General features: G+C 46.4%; 15 protein-coding genes. 10 read left to right on the forward strand and 5 right to left on the reverse strand.

Features of this window, described 5'->3' with window-relative positions:
* Positions 1-308 precede the first annotated feature (308 nt).
* Both AC3ITG_RS04030 and rlmD read left to right on the forward strand, forming a co-directional pair.
* Positions 309-1,190 carry a diacylglycerol kinase gene (locus tag AC3ITG_RS04030; protein ID WP_063568189.1) on the forward strand — a complete coding sequence of 294 codons (882 nt, stop codon included), beginning with the start codon at positions 309-311 and terminating at the stop codon, positions 1,188-1,190.
* 108 nt (positions 1,191-1,298) lie between these two features.
* Positions 1,299-3,026, forward strand: a complete 1,728-nt coding sequence (gene rlmD / locus AC3ITG_RS04035; protein ID WP_489254409.1) for a 23S rRNA (uracil(1939)-C(5))-methyltransferase RlmD — start codon at positions 1,299-1,301, stop codon at positions 3,024-3,026.
* 151 nt (positions 3,027-3,177) lie between these two features.
* Here the strand turns inward: rlmD and AC3ITG_RS04040 are convergent, their stop codons facing one another.
* Positions 3,178-5,043: a leucine-rich repeat domain-containing protein gene (locus tag AC3ITG_RS04040; RefSeq protein WP_489252873.1), complete on the reverse strand. Its 1,866-nt coding sequence runs from the start codon at positions 5,041-5,043 to the stop codon at positions 3,178-3,180.
* Positions 5,044-5,466: 423 nt separating this feature from the next.
* On the opposite strand from AC3ITG_RS04040, the gene AC3ITG_RS04045 reads away from it, so the two are divergent.
* Positions 5,467-9,903: an endo-1,4-beta-xylanase gene (locus tag AC3ITG_RS04045; protein WP_489252874.1), complete on the forward strand. Its 4,437-nt coding sequence runs from the start codon at positions 5,467-5,469 to the stop codon at positions 9,901-9,903.
* Between the two features lie 96 nt (positions 9,904-9,999).
* Here the strand turns inward: AC3ITG_RS04045 and AC3ITG_RS04050 are convergent, their stop codons facing one another.
* A complete protein-coding gene (locus AC3ITG_RS04050; protein ID WP_076291617.1) occupies positions 10,000-10,206 on the reverse strand; it encodes a DUF2536 family protein in 207 nt (68 codons plus the stop codon).
* A gap of 552 nt (positions 10,207-10,758) precedes the next feature.
* Between AC3ITG_RS04050 and AC3ITG_RS04055 the strand changes: the two genes are divergently transcribed.
* The gene (locus AC3ITG_RS04055) at positions 10,759-11,736 is read left to right on the forward strand and encodes a tRNA dihydrouridine synthase (protein WP_489252875.1); all 978 of its coding nucleotides are present in this window, start codon (positions 10,759-10,761) and stop codon (positions 11,734-11,736) included.
* A 184-nt stretch (positions 11,737-11,920) separates the two neighbouring features.
* On the opposite strand, the gene AC3ITG_RS04060 is transcribed toward AC3ITG_RS04055, so the two are convergent.
* Positions 11,921-12,973, reverse strand: a complete 1,053-nt coding sequence (locus tag AC3ITG_RS04060; protein WP_489252876.1) for an ankyrin repeat domain-containing protein — start codon at positions 12,971-12,973, stop codon at positions 11,921-11,923.
* 280 nt (positions 12,974-13,253) lie between these two features.
* Between AC3ITG_RS04060 and AC3ITG_RS04065 the strand changes: the two genes are divergently transcribed.
* From AC3ITG_RS04065 to AC3ITG_RS04075, 3 genes are all read left to right on the forward strand, one after another.
* A complete protein-coding gene (locus AC3ITG_RS04065) occupies positions 13,254-13,823 on the forward strand; it encodes an SF0329 family protein (protein ID WP_489252877.1) in 570 nt (189 codons plus the stop codon).
* Between the two features lie 111 nt (positions 13,824-13,934).
* Positions 13,935-15,095, forward strand: coding sequence for a cobalamin-independent methionine synthase II family protein (locus AC3ITG_RS04070; protein ID WP_413030698.1), 1,161 nt, complete (start codon positions 13,935-13,937; stop codon positions 15,093-15,095).
* A gap of 429 nt (positions 15,096-15,524) precedes the next feature.
* The gene (locus AC3ITG_RS04075) at positions 15,525-16,232 is read left to right on the forward strand and encodes a DNA alkylation repair protein (protein WP_489252878.1); all 708 of its coding nucleotides are present in this window, start codon (positions 15,525-15,527) and stop codon (positions 16,230-16,232) included.
* A gap of 217 nt (positions 16,233-16,449) precedes the next feature.
* Here the strand turns inward: AC3ITG_RS04075 and AC3ITG_RS04080 are convergent, their stop codons facing one another.
* The gene (locus AC3ITG_RS04080; protein ID WP_370739116.1) at positions 16,450-16,530 is read right to left on the reverse strand and encodes a putative holin-like toxin; all 81 of its coding nucleotides are present in this window, start codon (positions 16,528-16,530) and stop codon (positions 16,450-16,452) included.
* Between the two features lie 315 nt (positions 16,531-16,845).
* The gene (locus tag AC3ITG_RS04085) at positions 16,846-17,415 is read right to left on the reverse strand and encodes a TetR/AcrR family transcriptional regulator (RefSeq protein ID WP_489252879.1); all 570 of its coding nucleotides are present in this window, start codon (positions 17,413-17,415) and stop codon (positions 16,846-16,848) included.
* A 201-nt stretch (positions 17,416-17,616) separates the two neighbouring features.
* Between AC3ITG_RS04085 and lpdA the strand changes: the two genes are divergently transcribed.
* The 3 genes from lpdA to AC3ITG_RS04100 are packed head-to-tail and all read left to right on the forward strand — an operon-like array spanning position 17,617 to position 20,839.
* Positions 17,617-19,002, forward strand: coding sequence for a dihydrolipoyl dehydrogenase (gene lpdA / locus AC3ITG_RS04090; RefSeq protein WP_489252880.1), 1,386 nt, complete (start codon positions 17,617-17,619; stop codon positions 19,000-19,002).
* Positions 19,003-19,050: 48 nt separating this feature from the next.
* Positions 19,051-19,683 carry a biotin/lipoyl-containing protein gene (locus AC3ITG_RS04095; RefSeq protein ID WP_489252881.1) on the forward strand — a complete coding sequence of 211 codons (633 nt, stop codon included), beginning with the start codon at positions 19,051-19,053 and terminating at the stop codon, positions 19,681-19,683.
* Positions 19,667-20,839 (forward strand): ABC transporter permease, encoded by a 1,173-nt coding sequence (locus AC3ITG_RS04100; protein WP_489252882.1) that lies wholly within the window; start codon positions 19,667-19,669, stop codon positions 20,837-20,839. The genes AC3ITG_RS04095 and AC3ITG_RS04100 overlap by 17 nt, the downstream gene beginning before the upstream one ends.
* Positions 20,840-20,956 lie beyond the last annotated feature (117 nt).

Raw genomic sequence — 20,956 nt, forward strand, 5'->3', positions numbered from 1 at the left:
GTAGGATAGTTCTTTAGGTTTAATCGTTATTATTATCCAGGTGTAAAATTTCGTTATAATCAATATGAAAATAATTACTTATGCATCACAGGCTAGGACATCTTTACATTTGATGATATGATAGTACATAAAGGCTTTGGAATGAGACGGAATTCCTTATGCATATATATAAGTAGAGAAAAGTGTTGGGGCAGGATTAACGGACGTGAGTCATTGTGTAAAATGATGCCCGACTACGGTCACTCTCAGATAGTAAGAATATGAGGTCGTTCAGACTCATGGATAATGTGGAATAGGTGGCGTATGAGATGAAAAAAGCTCGCTTGATATATAATCCGACCTCAGGCCGGGAAGAAATGAAGAAACGTCTGGCAGATATTTTGCAGCGTTTGGATCAAGGTGGTATCGAGGCCTCGTGTCACGCAACAACGGGTGAGGGAGATGCAACCCGGGAAGCGGAGCTGGCGATTGAACGCGGATATGACATGATTATTGCCGCTGGGGGCGACGGTACGTTGTATGAAGTCATTAACGGCATGGCCGAGCGGGAGAATCGTCCTCCGCTGGGTGTATTTCCTTTGGGAACGACGAATGATTTTGCGCGTGCGCTCGGTATTCCGAGGCAGTGGGAAGATTACGTGGATCTGGTCATTAACCAGCAGCTTCGTCCGCTCGATCTGGGCAAGGCGAATGATAAATATTTTATCAATATTGCGGGCGGGGGTTCGTTAACCGAACTGACCTATGAGGTGCCAAGCCGTCTGAAAACGATGATTGGGCAACTGGCCTATTATATGAAGGGTATTGAGAAAATGGCGAGCCTGTCTCCGCAGGAATTGGTTATCCGTGCCGCGGGTCAGGAAGAAATTCATGATGAATTCATGCTGTTCCTCATTGCCAATACAAACTCCGTCGGGGGCTTCGAGAAGCTAGCTCCGGGTGCGACCATTGATGATGGTCTGTTCGATGTGATCGGTGTCCGCAAATGTAATCTGGCTGACATGATTCGCCTCGTAACCCTTGCGCTGCGTGGTGAACATCTGAATGACAAGAAGGTCGTTCATTTCCAAACGGATTATATGGAAGTAACGTCGCCGGGCTATGTGCAGTTGAACCTGGATGGCGAGTTGGGCGGCACATTGCCTGCGACATTCAAGAACCTGCGTCATCACCTGATGTTGTATCGTTAAGCGTAGTATGGATCGGGGAGAAAATGTGATTTCCTGTTGCCGTGGGCAGTGGGATCACGTATAATCTCATGGTGCCTGAAAATGAATGGAATCTCCCTTGAACAAGGGATGAACATATATGAAGAAAGAAGTGAATGTACGTTGTCTAATACGAACCGCAGCGGTCGTGGAAAAAACCGCCGGAATTCGGCTGCCTCACAGGGGCAAGGGAATGCTTCAGCATCCCGCCAGCCGAGCAAATCATCTCGTCCATCTACACGTCAGCAAGGGAAAGAGGTGCGGCCACAAGGCGCATCTCTTTCTGCCGTTCGTCCGAAGGGACGGGAACGTGAATCTGCACCAATCGAAGGACTTCCTGTAAGTAAAAATGAAGAGACCGTCATCGATATCATCGGCATGAACCATGACGGTGAAGGTGTCGGCCGTGCCAATGGATACACTCTATTCGTGCAAGGTGCGCTTCCAGGCGAAACCGTACGCGTGCGCGTGATGAAGACCAAGAAGCAGTACGGCTACGCCAAACTGCTGGAGATTGTGAAGGCCAGCCCGGATCGTGTATCCGCGCCTTGCCCGATCTACGATCAATGCGGCGGATGCCAGATCCAGCATATGAGCTACGCTGGACAGCTTGCGTGGAAACGCCAGCTGGTGGTGGACAATTTGCAGCGGATCGGCAAGCTGAATGTGTTGGTGGAGGATAATGAGCAGGCAATCCAAACTGAACAAACTTCTACTGAAGAACAAATGAACGGCAGCAATCGTATTCGCCTTCGCATGGAAGGTGTCATGATCGAAGATGACACAACGCAAGGTATCCGTGTGCTGCCAACAATGGGTATGGACGAACCATGGCGCTATCGCAATAAGGCACAGGTGCCGATTGGAGCAGCCGAGGGCGGCTTGGTGGGTGGTTTTTACGCCAAAGGAAGTCATCGGATCATCGACATGGACACCTGCCTGATTCAGCATGAGCATAACGATGAAGTGGTCGCCAAGGTCAAGGAGATCGGTAGCCATTTCGGGATAAGTGCTTACAACGAAGAGACAGGTCGCGGACTTCTACGTCATGTGGTTGTGAAGAAGGCTTTCCGTACTGGTGAGATGATGCTCGTTCTCGTCACGAATGGCCGAGACATTCCGTACAAAGACGAATGGATTGGTAGTATCCGTGAAGCGATTCCGCATGTAGCGAGTATCTGCCAGAACGTGAACAAGAAACAGACCAACGTCATTTTTGGCGATGAGACCCGCGTCCTCTGGGGCCGTGATGTGATTTACGATTATATCGGAGATGTACAGTTTGCGATCTCGGCGCGTTCGTTCTATCAGGTGAATCCGGTGCAGACGGAAGTACTTTATGGGAAGACGGTGGAGTACGCAGGACTGACTGGTAAAGAGACTGTCATCGATGCCTATTGCGGCATCGGTACGATTTCTCTTTTCCTCGCGCAGCATGCGGATCAGGTATACGGGGTGGAGATCGTGCCCGAAGCAATCGAGGATGCGCGTAGCAATGCACTCTTGAACGAGATGCGAAACGTGAAGTTCGAAGTGGGTGCATCTGAAGATGTCATCCCGCGTTGGAAAGAACAAGGCATTGAAGCTGATGTCATCGTCGTCGATCCGCCGCGGAAGGGATGTGATCCACGTTTGTTGGATACGATTCTGGAGATGAAGCCGGAGCGAGTGGTGTATGTGAGCTGTAATCCGAGTACGTTGGCACGTGATCTGCGTGTGCTGGAGGATGGCGGTTATCGCACGGTTGAGGTAACGCCGGTGGACATGTTTCCACATACAGTGCATGTGGAGAGCGTGGCGGTGTTGGTTAGAAGCTAAACATAAACATAAGGGGTTCGAGAATTTATACATGATTCTCGAACCCCTTCTTGTCTTTGTTTCAATACCATTCATCATTAATTTGTGAGTAATTCTGGAGTGAGTTCATTAACTACAGTAGTCTAAAACTCCCCATCATCCCAGGCGGTAATTAATATACGTGCACACCCGTACCAAGCACGGATTTGTTTTGTACGGAATTACCGGATAGATATACCTTTTGCAGATGTGGCAGACGACTTAGGCTCTCTATATTGGAAATGGCGTTGTTCTCGAGATGAAGCTCTTCTATGGCCTGCCAGTTACTCATAAATTCGAGAGAAGCCAAATTGCTGTCTTGCAGAGTGAAGGAACGTAGAGCGGTCATTTTGGCAAAGTAAGGCATCATTTGGTCAACCTCAGTAACAGAGGTGTTGTTTATGCTGAAATATGGCTGCTCTAAGGTCAAATGCTCAAGTACGCCGTTCTCTGAGGCCGATTTTTGTTCGAAATTCAGCCTACACTCTGAGCACATCAGAGACTTCACCTGTTTCAAACGAAATAAGGCATCGCTTTCCTTGAACAGTGACGAGTCGTAAATGCTTAGGGTCTCTAGGCGGGACAAGCCGTCCAGTGCGCCTAGACGTGTGATTTCACTGATCTCCCAGAGGGAGAGTTGCTCCAGTTTCGGGAATTCCCCCAGCGTAGCCAAGTTTAATTCCCCGCTTCCGCCCCGGAGCGTCAGGCTGGTTGCGGCGGGCGCCTTCAGCTCCTGGAGAAAGGAGCCTGGGACTTCCACCCGCACTACATTTGGCAATGTGAGCGCTTCTGCTTTCTCGTAATAACCGGACAACGTTAATTCCCGCAGTGAAGACAGACTGTTTATGGTCTTTACCGAGCCAAGCTGACTTAGAGAAGCCAGGCGTAGTTTAGTAATGGAGGCCTTGTCGGCCAAGCGCTCTAGGCTTGAAAAGTTTACATTTTCGATATCTAGCGTTTGTAGAGCAGGCATATTTTGTACAAAGTCGATGGACTTTACGTTGGTTATATAGGAAAGCTGAAGCTCCTGAAGCTGGGTTAAGGCATACAGCGGCTGTAGGTCTGTAGCTTCACTGTAATGTATGGACAAGGATGACAGCCCGGTCATGGACGACAACCATCCGAGTTCATCGACAAAGGTGAGCGACAGGGACTTGAGCGGCAGTTTATTCAACAGAAAGAAATCCGTTACGGACTCATCCACATAGGTAATGGATAAAGAGCTCAGATTAGGAAATTCCAGCAGTAGGGCCAATTCCTGATTGCTGCGAAGCTGAGTGGAGAGCTCCGTAATTTTAGACTTGTCGCCAAAGTAGCCCGAAAACTTGCTGAAGGATTCGTTAAAAGCGCCTCCATAACTTTTTAATCCGGGCATATGGGCCAAAGTGGTTTGGTCCGTCTGGGAGATTTCATAGGTATTCGTCAGGTCCAATGCCGTCAGTCCCTTAAAAGCTTCAAAATCTCGCTGATCGATCTCCTGAGTATTCAGTTTCTTGTCCTGAGTAATATAAGTGATCTTCTCGGCCTGTTCATCGCTGAAGGGATCGGAGAGGCTATATGTAAATTTCCACTGATCATTCTCCGAATGCGCTACGGTTAAATAGCGAAGACGAGCCAATTCCTCTTCTGTCGGCAAGGCAGAACCTTTATCGAAGATATCTCGCAAAAATGAGAGCAAAACCTCGCTTTCAGGCATCTTTCGCACAGGCAGATTGGCTTCTGTTTTTGGATAGGTGGAGCTGTTGCTATAATAAAAATACGTACCGATGGCGCCAGTTAGGACGAACATTAGTATCAGCAGTAGCTTTAGGGAGACAGCCTGCTTCCGCGGTGCTTTAGGGGGCGTTCCGTGGTAATGATTAATGGTCTGGTCTACGTAATAGACATGATTTTGCTTCAATAAAAGCTCTGTTTCACAATAGGGACACTTTAAAATCTCACCCTCTTTGTATTCAATTCTTCCGTTGCAATTGGGACAGTTTAACGGGATAAACGCCACGAATGTCCCCTCCTTCATTATGATGGTCATAAGATCATGCTGAACGGTCATCTGACTTCATTATACCTTGTGAATTTACGTTTGATGAGAGAAAGAAGTTTCACATAGCGAAGGAGCAGGGAAATCCTGTTCCTTTTGATCTTTTTTAAGTATGGCTGGTGGTAGGCATTATTAAGAGGCGATCTGTTGTGAGTGCTGCGACGAATTTATCTGCCGCGGCCTGGTCAGCGGAACGAAGAGCATGTCCGTACAATTATCAGTCTTGGTATAGTGCTGTAAAAAACTAAGATTCACCTTTAATTTGGGGTAAGATTTCTCTTTCATGAAGTGGTATTATTTGGGGTGAAAGGAGGCTCGCTACAGCAAGTTATGTAAGCGCTTTATAAATTTAATAAAAAATTTGGTGTGGAGGGAATGCTTCGAATGAGGAAATCATTTAAGCAGGTCGTTTCCGGGTTACTCGCAGCGGCTTTGCTTCTTCCGGTCGGCTTGATAGCTCCGACAGTTAACGCTGCAGATCTAGTGGCAACTAATTCACAAATTGTGTATCAGGAAACATTCCAGAATGGTCAAGGCAAGGCAACTCAATCAGGCGGTGCCCAGCTGGACGCTGTAACAGGCAAGCCGTTTGAAGGCAATGATGATGGAGCGGCTCTACATGTTAGTAACCGATCTAATAACTGGGATGGCGTGGACCTCGCTTTTGATGACCTTGGTTTGTCAGTTGGCAAAGAGTATTCTGTAACCGCTTCCGTATATGTCGATACTGATGCTAACCCACCTGCAGACGGGAAAGCCGTTCTGGAAATTGTAAGCAATAAGGGCGTTGATGGATCTGAGGGATACACTGGAATTAGCTCTGCTGACTTTAAAGCAGGACAAGGCATTACACTATCCGCCGATCTCTCCGTTAACAGTGTGGAGAATACAGCTCTGCGAATCAAGTCTGATGAAGCAGGTAAGGGTGTCTCTTTCTATATCGGGAATATCACGATCACCCAGACAGCAACACCTGTCGAACCCACGGTAGTCCTTAACCAAAGCTTTGAAGACGGAAATACCGGTGGATGGGGCAAACTGGGTTGGGGATCGAATGGGGACACTACGGTCGTTAATGACGTAGCCTCCGAAGGTACGAAATCTCTGAAGTTCTTTAACCGGGCCGATGAGAAAGCCGTCCCTGCCCTCGTACTTACGGGCAAAATGAAATCCGACCATAAGTATGATATTTCTCTCAAGGTTAGACTCGGTTCAGGTGAAGGCCAGTTCCATCTGGCTTCCAAGATAGATTCTGAAATATTGTCGGATGATCAGAAGTATCCTTGGATTATAGGCAACAAGCTTGTAACCGCTTCCGACTGGACTTTATTTGAAACCAAAGGCTATGAAGTACCTTCTAAAACGAATGAGGTCATCATCTATGTTGAACCATCGGACAATACGTTAACCTCCGATATCTACATTGATGAAGTCATGATCACCGATGTAACCCCTGATCAAACCGCACCGGAGATTGTAGATAAAACGGGCATCTCTGCCGATTTTGAGAATGACCTGGATGGATTCAAAGCACGGAATGGCCGTGAATCGGTAGTTCTTTCCCAAAACGATAATCATACATCTGGCGGCAAGCAAAGTTTGCTTGTGACGACTACAACACAATATGATGCAGCCTTGGTTGATGCAACTGGCAAAATGGCGAAGAATCACGAATATGAGCTGTCTGCTTGGGTGAAAATGGCACCTGGCGAAGAGTCTACAACCCTTCGTATTAGTGTTCAATATGCTGACAGCGGCTTTGCGAACGTTTCACCAAATGCAACCGTTACTGATCAGGAATGGGTACACTTAACGGGTAAGTATACGCTCACCACTACTCCAAGCGTACTCAATGCTTATATTGAAACAGCAAACAATGACGGCGGCAACCGTACCTTCTTCTTGGATGACTTTGCTCTAAAATATCTGGGGCCTGTAACTGCCGCACCTCCGATTCAAGAAAACCTCCCTAACCTCAAGGATATTTACGAGGATGATTTCCTGATCGGGAACATAGTTAATCCGTCTACCTTTGATGAGACTCGGCTCAAGCTTCTGAAGAAACATCACAATGTGGTTACGTTTGAGAATGATATGAAGCCGGATTATGCCTATAACGCGGACAGACAATTTGATTTCACTGCAGAAGATGCTCTTGTCCAAAAAGTACAGGATGCAGGCCTTGATTTGCACGGTCACGTGCTCGTATGGCATGCGCAGTCACCTACATGGCTTCATACGGCAGTGAGTGGTGAACCATTGAGCCGTGATGAAGCTCTGACCAATCTAAGAACACATGTTAAAACGGTCGTTGAGCACTTTGGTGACCAAGTCATTTCCTGGGATGTTGTCAACGAAGCGATGAACGATAACCCGCCTAATCCGGAAGACTGGAAAAATGCATTGCGTAATTCAGGCTGGTTACAAGCCATCGGCCCTGAATTTATAGAGGAGGCCTTCCTTGCAGCAAAAGAAGTCATTGATGAAAATGGCTGGGATATCAAGCTATATTACAATGACTATAACGATGACAACCAGAATAAAGCTACAGCCATCTATAGCATGGTTAAAGAGATCAATGAGAATTACGCCGCAAATCACCCTGGCGAGAAACTGATTGACGGCATCGGCATGCAAGCCCACTACAATTTGGGTACGAGACTGGACAATGTCAAGATGTCGCTTGAGCGTTTCATTTCTTTGGGAGTAGAAGTCAGTGTCACCGAGTTGGACATTATGGCAGGCACCAATTCTACAATTACTGAAAAAGAAGCAAAGCAGCAGGCCTATCTGTATGCGCAATTAATGGATCTCTATAAGCAGAACAGTGCGCATATTCCACGTGTCACCTTCTGGGGATTAAATGACAGCACCAGCTGGAGAGCCGAGCAGAATCCAACCTTGTTTGATAAGAATTTTCAAGCAAAAGAGGCGTTCTACGGGGTCGTTGATCCGGAGAAGTACCTGGCGGAAAATCCACCCGAAGAGCTTGAATACAAGAAATCAAGTGCGCACTATGGGACACCAGCTATTGATGGCTCTGTAGACAGTGTATGGAGCAAAGCTCCTGAAATGAAACTGGATACGAAGCAAATGGCATGGTCAGGTGCGACAGGAACGGCAAAAGCACTGTGGGATGACGGCAATCTGTATGTATTGGTTCAAGTCAGAGATGATCAACTGAACAAGTCCAACCCGAATGTATGGGAGCAGGATTCCGTTGAAGTATTCGTCGATGAAAACAACGGAAAAACAGCTAACTTCCATGACGATGATGGACAATACAGAGTGAACTTTGAGAACGCAGCTTCCTTTAATCCTGCGGAAATCGCTGCAGGTTTCGAATCCAAAGTCTCTGTTTCCGGTACCAACTACACGGTTGAAATGAAGATTCCGTTCAAAAAGGTTAAGCCTGCGAACAATGCCAAAATTGGTTTTGATGCGCAGATTAATGATGCCAAAGACGGCAACAGAATCAGCGTGAATGCATGGAACGATCCATCCGGCCAAGGTTATCAGGATACTTCCGTATTCGGTGAATTAACGCTGACTGGCAAACCTTCTTCTGGCGGCAACAATGGCGGAGGCAACAACGGTGGCGGCAGTGGCGGATCGAACTCCGGGACTACTCCGCAGCCGCAGCCTCAACCAGAGCTTCCAGGCAGCGACTCGGCGATTGTGCGGGTAATTAAAGTCGAAAATGGAACAGCCACAGCAACCATTTCAAGCGACAGCCTGAATAAAGCGATTGAAAAAGCTTCTCCAGGTGCAAATGGCAAGAAGCAGGTTACCATCGAAGTGCCGAAGCAGGCCAATGCCCAATCCTATGTGGTGCAATTGCCGACTTCCAGCCTGCAAAGCAATAATAATGTTGAGTTTGTGCTTAAGACGGAGAATGCAACACTTCAAATTCCGTCTAATATGCTTTCTAATATTACGGAGCAAGCCGATCAAGTCTCTATTCAGATTAACAAAGTCTCGGCAGATCGTCTGAGCGCAGATGTTCGCGCTATTGTGGGTAGCCGTCCGGTGATCGATCTAAGTGTAAAAGCTGGTGACCGTCTCCTTGGCTGGAACAATCCAGCGGCACCTGTAATGGTATCTGTTCCGTACACGCCTGCTGCACAGGAGCTTGTCAATGCACATCAGATCGTGATTCTTTACATTGACAATCAAGGGCATGCAACAGCTGTGCCAAGCGGACGCTATGATGCTAAATCCGGTTCAATGGTGTTCAAAACAACTCATTTCAGCACGTATGCTGTAGCTTACGTAACCAAGACTTTTGCCGATGTGCAACATGTCCTGTGGGCAAAACAAGCAGTCGAAGCGCTGGCTGCACGCGATATTATTAAAGGAATCTCTGATGACAGCTTCGCTCCTGCAGCTTCTATCACGAGAGCCGACTTTATCACCTTGCTTGTCAGAGCACTTGAATTGAAGGGTACGGGAACGAACACGGCAGCCTTCAGCGATGTACAGCCAACTGCTCACTATGCACAGGCTGTGGCTATTGCCAAAGAACTTGGTATCACCTCTGGATTCGAAGATAACACATTCAAACCAGGCAACAGCATTTCCCGTCAAGATATGATGGTTCTTACGGCGAAAGCCCTGAAAGCAGCTGGTAAGCAATCTGCTGGCAACGGGAATCTGGCTCCTTATTCGGATGCTGCAAGTATTTCCACTTATGCGGTGGATAGTGTAACTTCCCTTGTAGGAAGTGGAATCGTCAACGGCAAAGATGGCAAAATCGCACCAGACGAACCATTGACCCGTGCTGAAGCAGCGATGGTTCTCTACCGGATCTGGGAAATGTAAAGTTTGATCACACCAGCTGATAAAAAAAGACTACCCCCGTATAATCCAGACGGGGGTAGTTCTACTATTTCATATCGAAGTAAAAAAACTCGTCTATCACTCTGCAGAAAAATGAACAACTGCACTATATAACATCTTGTTGCGAAACGGGTCGAACGTGACTTGATGCTGAACCTGCTTCACCCGGAGCAGCAATGCCTTGTTCATTCCGATTCGGTCTTCGATCGCTCGTTCCAGTTCCTTGAAGTCATAAGCCTGCAAGCATTCAACTTTGTCTTTGATAATATCGAGTGAAATTTCCATGTTTGATTCAGGCCTCCTCCATGTCACGATTTGCAGGTACAAAAGCCTGCCGAACTTTTATTGTAGAGGAGCTAGTCCCGTTCGGCAAGAGCGAACACAGCGAATATTTAGAACGATGCAGGCAGTCTGAATTCTATACTGGGGGCCAAAACGATAAGATAAAGTTATGCTTCAAATAATCACTAATAAACCCGTGCTGAAAATCAATTAAAGACGTGGTAAAATTGGTGGAGTGATAAATGGAGAAAAGGAAAACACGGACCCATACGACCATTAGCAAAGGGGGGGCATCGCCCCTCTTTTTTATGCGAGTCTATTGAAGAGTACGCTTCTCTTCGGGGTAGGATATATTCATCTTGATGTCATTAACAGATACTGATGTTTGAACGAAGTTACACTTGCATGGTATAAGTGAAGAAGAAGCAAGGACATCAAAATGTAAATTGCAACGAATCTGCTAATGTAAATGATACGATTGCAGATGTATGGCTAACGATTTTTTACTATTAATGAGGACAAGGACTGTCCTGGTATATATAGAGGAGTTCTAATATGAAAGAAAATTTTTGGCGTGATTTGCCACGACCGTTTTTTATACTGGCACCCATGGAAGATGTGACGGACGTAGTGTTTCGGCATGTCGTTAGTGAGGCGGGCAGACCGGATGTGTTTTTTACGGAGTTTGCGAATACTGAGAGTTACTGTCACCCGGAGGGGAACAAAAGTGTGCGTGGGCGGTTGACGTTTACCGAAGATGAACAGCCCATTGTGGCCCATATCTGGGGAGACAAGCCGGAGTTCTTCCGCGAGATGAGCATCGGGATGGCGAAGGAAGGTTTCAAAGGCATCGATATTAATATGGGCTGTCCTGTCGCCAATGTGGCGGAGAATGGAAAAGGAAGCGGTCTGATCTGCCGTCCTGCGCTTGCAGCGGAGATCATTCAGGCGGCCAAAGCTGGTGGCTTACCCGTCAGTGTCAAAACTCGCCTCGGCTTCACCGAGGTGGAAGAATGGCGCGAATGGTTGACTCATATTTTGCAGCAAGACATTGTGAATCTGTCCATTCATCTGCGTACAAGAGAGGAAATGAGCAAGGTCGATGCGCACTGGGAGATGATCCCGGAGATCAAGAAACTTCGGGATGAGATTGCACCGAATACGCTGCTAACCATTAATGGAGACATTCCTGACCGTGCGACCGGACTCAAACTCGCCGAGCAGTATGGTGTGGATGGAATTATGATTGGTCGTGGCATTTTCCAGAATCCGTTTGCTTTTGAAACGGAGCCAAGGGAACATACCACAGAGGAGTTCCTTCATTTGCTGCGGCTGCACTTGGACCTGCATGATCAGTATTCAGAGCTTGAACCGCGTTCGTTTAGCCCGCTGGCCCGCTTTTTCAAAATCTACGTCCGTGGATTCCGCGGGGCAAGTGAGCTGAGAAACAGCTTGATGAACGCCAAAACTACAATTAGAGTACGCGAATTGCTCGATGAGTTCGGAAGTCAGGAACATGCGGAGACAGAGTAGGAAGACGAATGGTTGTAATCATGGATATGGAGTATGATTCAGGTAGATTAACAGCAAAAAAGAAGCGGTAGCTCTTCCGCTTCTTTTTTGCTGTTAATGTCGTTTTAGCCGTAATAATCTACTGCACTTCGTCCATTTACGCGATTCAGGAACATCGGAGCCGTTTCCGATTCTACTGAAGATGTTAACGCGTATACTCCGGCTTCTCCATAGCAATGGGTTGAGGATTATCCAGCACCCATAACACCGCCAGCTCACTTAATCGGGCAGGCGCATCATAATTCGATCCATTGCGAAGCCTGTGGGCCAAGTCTGTTGCTTCTTGAAGAAGTGCCGGGGCTAATGGCGTACCGGATCCCAGATGGCGAATCAGCGCATCCAGCATGTTGCGATACGGCTCATCCCAGTTTCCACCGCCATTATCCAATACTTCATGGGAGACACGTCCTGTGATGCGGATGACTTCTCCCTGAACCGTTTGGGCATGTCCCTGGGCCGGGATGAGATACTCCCACAGCTCCTGATGCTGTTTGGGCCAAGTGGTTGCTTTTACCTGAATGGGAGCTGTTCCATCGTGCATCATTCGACTCGCTACCGGCTCGACATCAAATTGTTGATAGAGCTTGCTCAGTGCGTCTGAAACTTCATCTACCTTGTCCTTATTGAACTTCTCACGGACAAATTCAAAATCCTTGCCAATTCGCTTCACGGACTCTTTCATTTCCGGGGTGACTGTTGCTCCGGCATCCAGCAGAATCGCGGAAATCTTCGACATACTGACAATATCGCTATTTCGGCTATTCATTAATCCTTTGGCTAACGGAGTATTGCCTCTTTGATTGACTACATTGATATCAGCACCTCGGGCTACCAATTCTTGTACCACTTCGGTTCTATACGCATTGACCGCTGCGTGTAACGGTGTTTCATTTTGGTAGTCCATAGCTTCCAGATCCGCACCTAATTCAAGGAACAAGGCTACATTTCCTGACCAGTGCGAAGCATGGGCATGTAATGGCGTGCGTTGATAATTGTCACGTGCGTTGATATCTGCCCCTTGTTTTACCAGCCAGCGAACCAATTCATCGGAAATATGCCGAAAGCTGAGGGCCGTACCTTTGCTATAGCCCCCGCGGGCATCCCATTCGCATTGCTCGAAGACCTCTTTTACGGCAACGATATCATTATCTTTAACGAGTTTTTCCATATGAGCAGGTAACGTTGTCTCCTTAATCATTAAACTCTTCCTCTCCTTTGTGGATAGCATCATCGACTTCTGAAGGCAGGTGAAGATCTTCTCAATTGACAGACAAATGATAGTTTAATAGATTACAGATAATTTCCAGCAAGTTTATCATATCCAGAAGTGGAAAACCAATAATAGGAGTTTTGACTTTAAGGGCTGGGTAGATCAATCCAGGATGTCTGTTCGTTGTGCTATGTTATAATTTAAATCAATATCGTTTTGAACTGATTGCCTTAGATGAGGCAGCAGGCTTTTGAGAATAGGAGGATCTATGTCCTGGAGTAAATTAAAGCAACAGCTAGAAAGTTTTCTTAGTCCTGCGCTGGTTGGAAAAGTAGATTACCGGGCGACCAGCTATCGCTATTCACCGGATAAATCAGGTAGTTGTTATCTGACCGTGGATCAGAAGAATATCCTCAATATGGGGGATACGACTACACCAATCCGGTGGTATCAGTCCGATCAGGAGATTAAGAATGATCCCAATATCGTGATATCTGTAAGTGATGAAGAGATTGAAGCTATTCGAAACGAAACCAAAGGGAACGTTCCGGAGGACCGTCTTCAAGTCATGGCAAGAAGCAGAAAAGTCTCCGTACATGCCAAAGAGCTGTTGCTGGCACAAACCGCGTTAAGTAAAACGAATTTTACAGCAGCAGCGACTACGTTTTTGTCCACTTCCATAGAGGATAATCTGGAGAGCAAGGAGATTCTATTCAATATTCTGGCTTTGGTGGACAGACGTGTTGGCAAGAAGCGAATTCTGAACATGTCTGATTCGATTAAAATGAAGCATCCGGCTGTGCAGTATTTTTATGAAATACGGCGCAGGACGGTGTGAAATTGATATATTGCTATAGCTTTTAACTATAACTAGTTATGGCATTTAAGTATCTCAGCCAACCTCGTTCTGCATGATATGATAATGGTATACAACGAGGGGGTTTTTGACATGACTGATAAGTTCCAGATCGTAGGTAGTTTGTTGCGTCCTGAAGAGCTGCTGACATATAAAACGCAAATTGAACATCGTGATGATATCAAATATCCATTCTATGAAAGTTTTGAAGGTTATGAAAAATGCGAGACTGAGGCGATCAAACAAGTGGTGAAAAAAGAAATCGAGCATGACCTGTCGATTATTACAGATGGAGAGTTCTCCAAATCGATGTGGCATCTGGATTTTGTGTGGGGCTTTGGTGGAGTTGAGCGTTATATTGCAGACCATGGCTATTTTTTCCGTGATGTCGATGGATCTTCAAAATATGAAACACGTAAAGATATTGGCCTGCGCATAACGGGCGAATTGAGCGGTAAAAATCATCATTTCATTCAACTGTTTAAACAACTGCAAGACACTGCGGGTGACCAGCAAACGAAACTTTGCGTTCCATCGCCATCCCATATTTTTGGTGAACTCTCCTGGTCGGATAATATCGGTGGTACGGATGCTGTTTATCAGAACATTCAGGAGCTCAAAGCGGGTCTTGTAAAAGCGTATAAGGAATTTGTGGAAGAATTCGCTGCGGTAGGCGGTAAAATCCTGCAAATGGATGACTGCTTGTGGGAGCTGTTTGCAGACGACAATCCGAACTCTCCGTTTACAGGGGAGCACATTAATCAAGAGGAAGTACAGGGTCTCGCTACCGAATTTATTGATATTAACAATACAGTGATTGACTTCGGTCATAGCCTGGGCTTGAAAATGTGGACACATAATTGCCGCGGCAACTATGATTCTCGCAACATGGGCGGTGGATCTTACGCGAAAATCGCTAACCTGTTCCTGAAGCAATTGAAATATGATCGTTTCTTCCTGGAGTGGGATGATGATCGTGCGGGTTCTATCGAAGCCCTGGAGGTTTTCAAGGACAGACCTGAAACGGAAATCGTATTAGGCTTGTTGTCATCTAAGACCAATACACTTGATGATGAAGAGCGCGTAATCCGTCTGCTTGATGAAGCTTCCAAGATTATCGATAAGGATCGTCTGTTACTTTCGCACCAATGCGGCTTTGCATCCTGCGATGGCGGTAACGAACTAAGCGAAGCTGAGCAATGGGCCAAAATCGTTCAAGGTCAAAAGATTGCCAAGCAATACTGGGAAAACTAATTTCGAATAGCAGCATCTTGAGCTAAAAGGGATGCCACGTAGGGCCAGAAATGGACATGCGAGGCATCTCTATTTTTTATACTCTTTTCTCCCCAAATTAACGTAGTTTCTTGCTTAAGGTTGCAGGACCATACTCGAATAGCATACCTAAGTGCAGCCTCACACAGGATGTATCTGGACCGCCATTGTAGCGAGATAAGTGGCTCTTTCTCAGATCGGTGATTAAGACTCTGTAGGAGAGAAAGGAGTTGTTAGCATCATTGGTGAGGTTGGAATGGGAGTGAATTTAGTGGAATCTGGATGTATAGCGTGACAACAGGCTGTGATACAATGAAAATGAATTTGTTGTACGGATCATCTCGCAAGCGATATTCCCTCTAAACGATAAATTAGAAATATATATGTCCTATGAAAAAGGAGTTTTGCACAATGAATTTGGAAGAGGTTATGCAGGAGCTAGAAGCGCTCGGGAAAGAACGAACAAAGAAAATATATATGTCCAATGGTGCACACGAACCGCTTTTTGGAGTAGCAACTGGGGCGATGAAACCAATGGCGAAGAAAATAAAAAAGGATCAACCTTTGGCTGAGCTGCTTTACGCTACGGGAAACTATGATGCCATGTACTTTGCTGGCGTGATTGCTGATCCCCAAGCGATGACGGAAGCTGATTTTGACCGTTGGATCGATGCTGCTTATTTTTACATGATCTCTGACTTCATCGTTTCCGTCACGTTGGCAGAGACGGATATTGCCCAAGCGGTTTCGGACAAGTGGATCGCGAGCGGGGATGATTTGAAAATGTCAGCTGGATGGAGCTGTTATTGCTGGTTGCTTGGTAGCCGACCGGATAGCGAATTCTCCGAAAATAAAATGATGGAGATGCTCGAACAGGTAAAAAAGACGATTCACGAATCTCCGGAACGAACGAAATATTCGATGAACAACTTCCTTTACACCGTCGCGACATCCTATCAACCGCTGCACGACCAGGCCGTGGAGACAGCCAAGGCCGTGGGACCTGTTGAAGTCGACAAGGACAAACCTAAGAGCAAGTTCCTGCAAGCTTCCGAAAATATTCAAAAGGCAGTGGAAAAAGGGCGAACTGGGTTCAAGCGTAAATATGTAAGGTGCTGACGCTTTCGCCTTATCGTCAGTTTTGGCATAGGGAACGTCCGAATCTGTGAATTGAAATCCACAATCACCATGTTATAATAAGGACAGAAACAGCTTATAATGCAAAGAGAGCCGTGCGCTAACACGACTCTCTGATGCAATAGCCGCTTTTAAGGGCGGTGGGCTTAACAAGCAGGGTACCGACCAAATAGACCGCATCCCTTAGCCAGAGGGCGGTCTATTTGTCTTTATTGGACAGCAGCGCTACAATCAGCAAACCGAAGGTAAGCATTAGCATAATTGCTTCAAATACTGTCACAAGGCATCACCTCCCTTCCGGGAGATTAGCCGACCGCCCATATAAGCCTTTCCATTGCTCTGTGAGTATACCATATTTTTCTTGGAGCTAATAGATGAACAATATTCGTTTTCATAAAAGTCTTGGCATGATAATTCCCCAGTACAGTGAATGCGAAAAGAGCATTACGGTGGCTAGTATGAAGCATTATTTAGTTGAAAACAAATAAGAGAAAACACGCCATTTATAGGCGTGTTTTTTGTGTTTACTGCTGAATAACAAAAATTAAACAGCATCACAGTTACGCATTTTATAAGGGCCCGGAGCGTTTACTTTTTAATTACTTCTAACCATTTCTTTGGCTTGCTGCCTGCCCGCCGCGAGAAAGCTGTCGCTTAGTTCAGGATTATTAACAGAGCGTGCAAGAACAAGCGAGCCGACTAATGTACTAAACAGGGCACGACTTTTGGATACACCCATATCTGCCAGATTGGAGATAAAAGTGATCATCCGCTCCAGTTCATGAGTGAATACCTGCCGAACCTCTTCGGAGGAGCGGGATATTTCACCGGAAAGGGCAGGGAAAATGCAGCTCATTTCCGTTTTGTCGCGGTGATAGGGACTGAGATAATAATCGATGACTGTATTAATTTTGGGGTTCTGCTCTTCCTGATCCGCGACTTTCTGAAGAAGTGCGATGGTATCGCTAATGGCATATTCACAGGCTTCGGCGACCAACTGTTCCTTGTTGTCAAAGTGTGAATAAAACCCTCCATGAGTCAATCCGGCTCCCTTCATAATGAACGGTACACTGACGTCCTGAATACCATTGGTACGAAAAGCCCGAGCCGCACTCTCAACAATTTTACCTCGTACTTTTATTTTATGGCCTTTGGGATAGGGCATTATCATTCACTCCATAGTTTCATCATTCTGCTTTTTTAAAATATTATAGTCATCATAATAAAGCCTGTCAATTTGTCGACTGGATGTCTTTTGATTTACAAAAGGGCCACATACGGTTGTTGACTGCCTTAAAATATGATGGTTATAATATATTACGATCATCATATTTTAAATCGGCTTCAAATCGGGAGGTATCAGGATATGAGTAAGCTTGAATCTGTAGATACGTTAGTTATTGGATCAGGTCCGGGAGGGTATGTGGCGGCACTTCGTTCTTCGCAACTGGGGATGAAGACGGCAATCGTCGAACGTAAACAGCTCGGAGGGGTCTGCACGCATGTGGGTTGCATACCATCCAAAGCATTAATTGCGGAATCACATCGCCATGATTTGTTCAGACAGTTCAATCAAGCTGACGCGGCAGCGACATTTAAGATTGCACAGGATTTCAAGCAGGGGGTTGTGAATAAACAGGCAGGTGGCGTCCACTATTTGTTAAAGACTGCGAATGTGACCATTTTCGAAGGCGAGGCCAGTCTGGTGGATGAGCACACAGCGATGATCCAGCAAGCTGGACAGGAGCAGAGCATTTCTTTTAAAAACCTCATACTGGCAACAGGATCTCGTCCAATTGAGCTGCCAGCATTTCCAGTTGGAGGTCGTATCTTATCTTCCACAGAAGCACTGTCTCTGCAGGAGGTTCCGAGTAGTCTGGTTGTGATCGGCGGAGGGTATATTGGTGTGGAACTTGGACAGATGTATGCCAAATTCGGAACAAAGGTAACGATTCTGGAGGGTGGAGCACAAGTATTGCCCGGATTCGAGGCGGAACTTGCAGCACCTGTAGTCAAACAATTGAAGGCGGATGGCATCCACATCGTAACCGGAGCGATTGCTGAAAAGGTGGAGCAGAAGGCTGATTCCATTACACTGCATTATTCGAAAAATCAAGAGCAGCACCAAGTCACGGCGGAATATGTATTGGTCACAATCGGCAGGAAACCCAATACAGACGGCCAGTTAGGACTGGAACGCATAGGTGTGTCCGTAACGAACAAGGGACTGATTGAGACGGATGAACAGTGCAGGACGGTTATTCCGCACATTTATGCCATTGGAGATATTACGGCTGGTCCGGCACTCGCTCACAAGGCCTCCTATGAAGCAAAAGTAGCAGCAGAGGCCATTGCGGGTCTTACCTCCAAAGTGGATTATAAGGTGATCCCGCTTGTCGTCTTTTCTGATCCGGAGCTATCCAGTGTTGGAGTAAGTGAGACGCAAGCCAAAGCACAGGCCATTCCGGTGGTTATCGGAAAATCTTCTTTTGGGATCAACGGAAGAGCATTGGCATTAAGGGAAACCGAAGGATTTGTAAAAATTGTAGCTGAACCAACCTCGGGAATTGTCATTGGTGCGCAAATCGTTGGCGTGGAGGCATCCACACTGATATCGGAGCTCACACTTGCAATTGAGATGGGTGCAACCGTAGAAGATCTGGCCATGACGATTCACCCTCATCCCACGTTGGGAGAAGTGATTATGGAGGCTGCCGAGAACGCGGTCACCAAAATGAAAAAGCAAAAATAGCCAGCAAATTTAACATACACGAGGATTGGGAATGGGAGAGATAAAAGAATGAAGATAAAAGCAGGTCTGTATATAGGAATTGCGATGGTGCTCATTGTTGGAGGTTCACTTCTGGCTGTTAAAGGCAAGGATGCTGTAAGTCAGGCCGAGAGCAGGAAACAAGGCATGCTTGAGGCAGAACAAACGACATTGTTTTATCAGAATAGTCCTGGGGCGATTGTAGAGGCGGGTGCGTCTGCAGGTGGCTCCGTGAAAGAGGGAGAGGTGCTATTTAAAGTGAAATCAGCTGGGGAAGGAGATGTGGATGTACTCGCACCGTATGATGGTTTGGTTGACCGAGTTGCTGTAAAGCAGGGAGATCAAGTGCAAGCAGGAGTGCCGCTGGCGGTTCTTCAAAAGAATAATTACTATACGGACCTCTACATCCAGGAAAGTGAAGTTCAAAAGCTTGAAGTGAATCAAGCCATTGATGTTCATTTTCCGTATTTGGATCAGCCAACACAGGTCAGTGGGGTTGTTACTTCCATCTCATCTGCCCCACAATTCGCGAGCTTGCGCATGTCACGGGAAAAGGGGCAAGCCGATCTAAGTATGTTTCTGGTCCGAATATCGATGGATTCGAATGCTGATTTGCTTCCGGGGATGACAGCAGAGGTGAAACTTGATGAAATCACTGATTGACGAGTGGAAGTACGTATCGGGAAGTAAGTATGTTCGATTGATTTTTATCGGCCCACTTATTGCAGCCTTATTTTTTGGTTTAATGTTCTCGCAGAATCAAATTAGTAAATCGCCAGTTGTGGTCATTGATGAGGATCATAGCGAATATTCACGGCAGTTGATCTCCAAAATAAATGCCTCGCAATATATGTGCGTCAAAAGCGTATATGCGAGCCGAATGAGTCCGGAAACATTGCTTGCCAATGAGCAGGCTGTAGCGGTCATTATGCTTCCCAATCAATTGGGCTTACGTCAACAACAAGGGAAATCGACGAATATCGGCATCTTGATGGATAATACAATGCCCTCGGGGCTAACCGGAATCCGGACCGCGATTCAGGAGATCATCCAGACGGAAAATATGACCCTTTCCATGACACGTCTGATCCATAAAGGGATGGATGCGGAAACAGCCAAAGGAATCGTGTCGCCATTATCCCTTCAGCAGCGGATGCTATTTAATCCAACCTCCAGTTATGTCGGTTTTATGGTACTTGGATTTGTAAATATCGTAGTATTGATGATTACGACAAGCGCAGCGGGATCGATTGCACCTCGGCTTCGTCAAGAAGGGAAGCTGTTTGCAAACGGAAAGTCACCTTTTCAACTATGGGTTCGGAGTGTGCCTTACGCTGTATTGAGTTCCCTTTCGCTGCTTCTATCCTATGGATTGTTAAAGCAGGTCGGGGGAATGCGCTTTGAAGCGGAACCTTATCTTTTTATCATCCCACTGGTTATTTATGCCTTCGCCTTGTCACTTCTGGGTATGTTGATTGGATACACAGCCAAAGACATATCCAAAGTAAGCCTACGAACCAGCTTTGTATTGTATCCGTCCTTTCTGGCTACGGGAATTCAACTAACGCCGCTGGCGTTTCCAGAACCGTTCCAAATTTTCGCATGGGCACTACCAATGAACTGGCTTAACCGCCTGATTCGTGGAATGGCTTTTCGGGACGGAGCGCTTACAGCTTACAGTCAGGAGTTGGGGGCATTGTTAATTATTATTGGCGTCGTGTCCTTGTTCATGGGGTTACTGTTTCTGCGGGAAACGAGGAAAGCTTCTACCAGCCGTGAACCCCTGTTGAATGCAGATATGTTGCCGAGCAGCAGTTAATTGAAAAGATAAGCAGTGAATCGAAAAACAGACGCACGGGAATCATTCCTGATGCGTCTTTCTGTTTAGTTACCGCAGATGACTTATAACGATAAAGGTCCTTCTAGCGAAGGTTTT

It is taken from the genome of Paenibacillus sp. GL_099_B, from assembly GCF_057835695.1.

Coding starts and splice junctions, on each gene's coding strand:
- AC3ITG_RS04030 (WP_063568189.1), top strand. CDS start 309: ATGAAAAAAGCTCGCTTGATATATAATCCGACCTCAGGCCGGGAAGAA.
- rlmD (WP_489254409.1), top strand. CDS start 1,299: ATGAACATATATGAAGAAAGAAGTGAATGTACGTTGTCTAATACGAAC.
- AC3ITG_RS04065 (WP_489252877.1), top strand. CDS start 13,254: ATGTCCTGGAGTAAATTAAAGCAACAGCTAGAAAGTTTTCTTAGTCCT.
- AC3ITG_RS04050 (WP_076291617.1), bottom strand. CDS start 10,206: ATGGAAATTTCACTCGATATTATCAAAGACAAAGTTGAATGCTTGCAG.
- lpdA (WP_489252880.1), top strand. CDS start 17,617: ATGAGTAAGCTTGAATCTGTAGATACGTTAGTTATTGGATCAGGTCCG.
- AC3ITG_RS04100 (WP_489252882.1), top strand. CDS start 19,667: ATGAAATCACTGATTGACGAGTGGAAGTACGTATCGGGAAGTAAGTAT.
- AC3ITG_RS04070 (WP_413030698.1), top strand. CDS start 13,935: ATGACTGATAAGTTCCAGATCGTAGGTAGTTTGTTGCGTCCTGAAGAG.
- AC3ITG_RS04075 (WP_489252878.1), top strand. CDS start 15,525: ATGAATTTGGAAGAGGTTATGCAGGAGCTAGAAGCGCTCGGGAAAGAA.
- AC3ITG_RS04060 (WP_489252876.1), bottom strand. CDS start 12,973: ATGATTAAGGAGACAACGTTACCTGCTCATATGGAAAAACTCGTTAAA.
- AC3ITG_RS04095 (WP_489252881.1), top strand. CDS start 19,051: ATGAAGATAAAAGCAGGTCTGTATATAGGAATTGCGATGGTGCTCATT.
- AC3ITG_RS04045 (WP_489252874.1), top strand. CDS start 5,467: ATGAGGAAATCATTTAAGCAGGTCGTTTCCGGGTTACTCGCAGCGGCT.
- AC3ITG_RS04055 (WP_489252875.1), top strand. CDS start 10,759: ATGAAAGAAAATTTTTGGCGTGATTTGCCACGACCGTTTTTTATACTG.
- AC3ITG_RS04085 (WP_489252879.1), bottom strand. CDS start 17,415: ATGCCCTATCCCAAAGGCCATAAAATAAAAGTACGAGGTAAAATTGTT.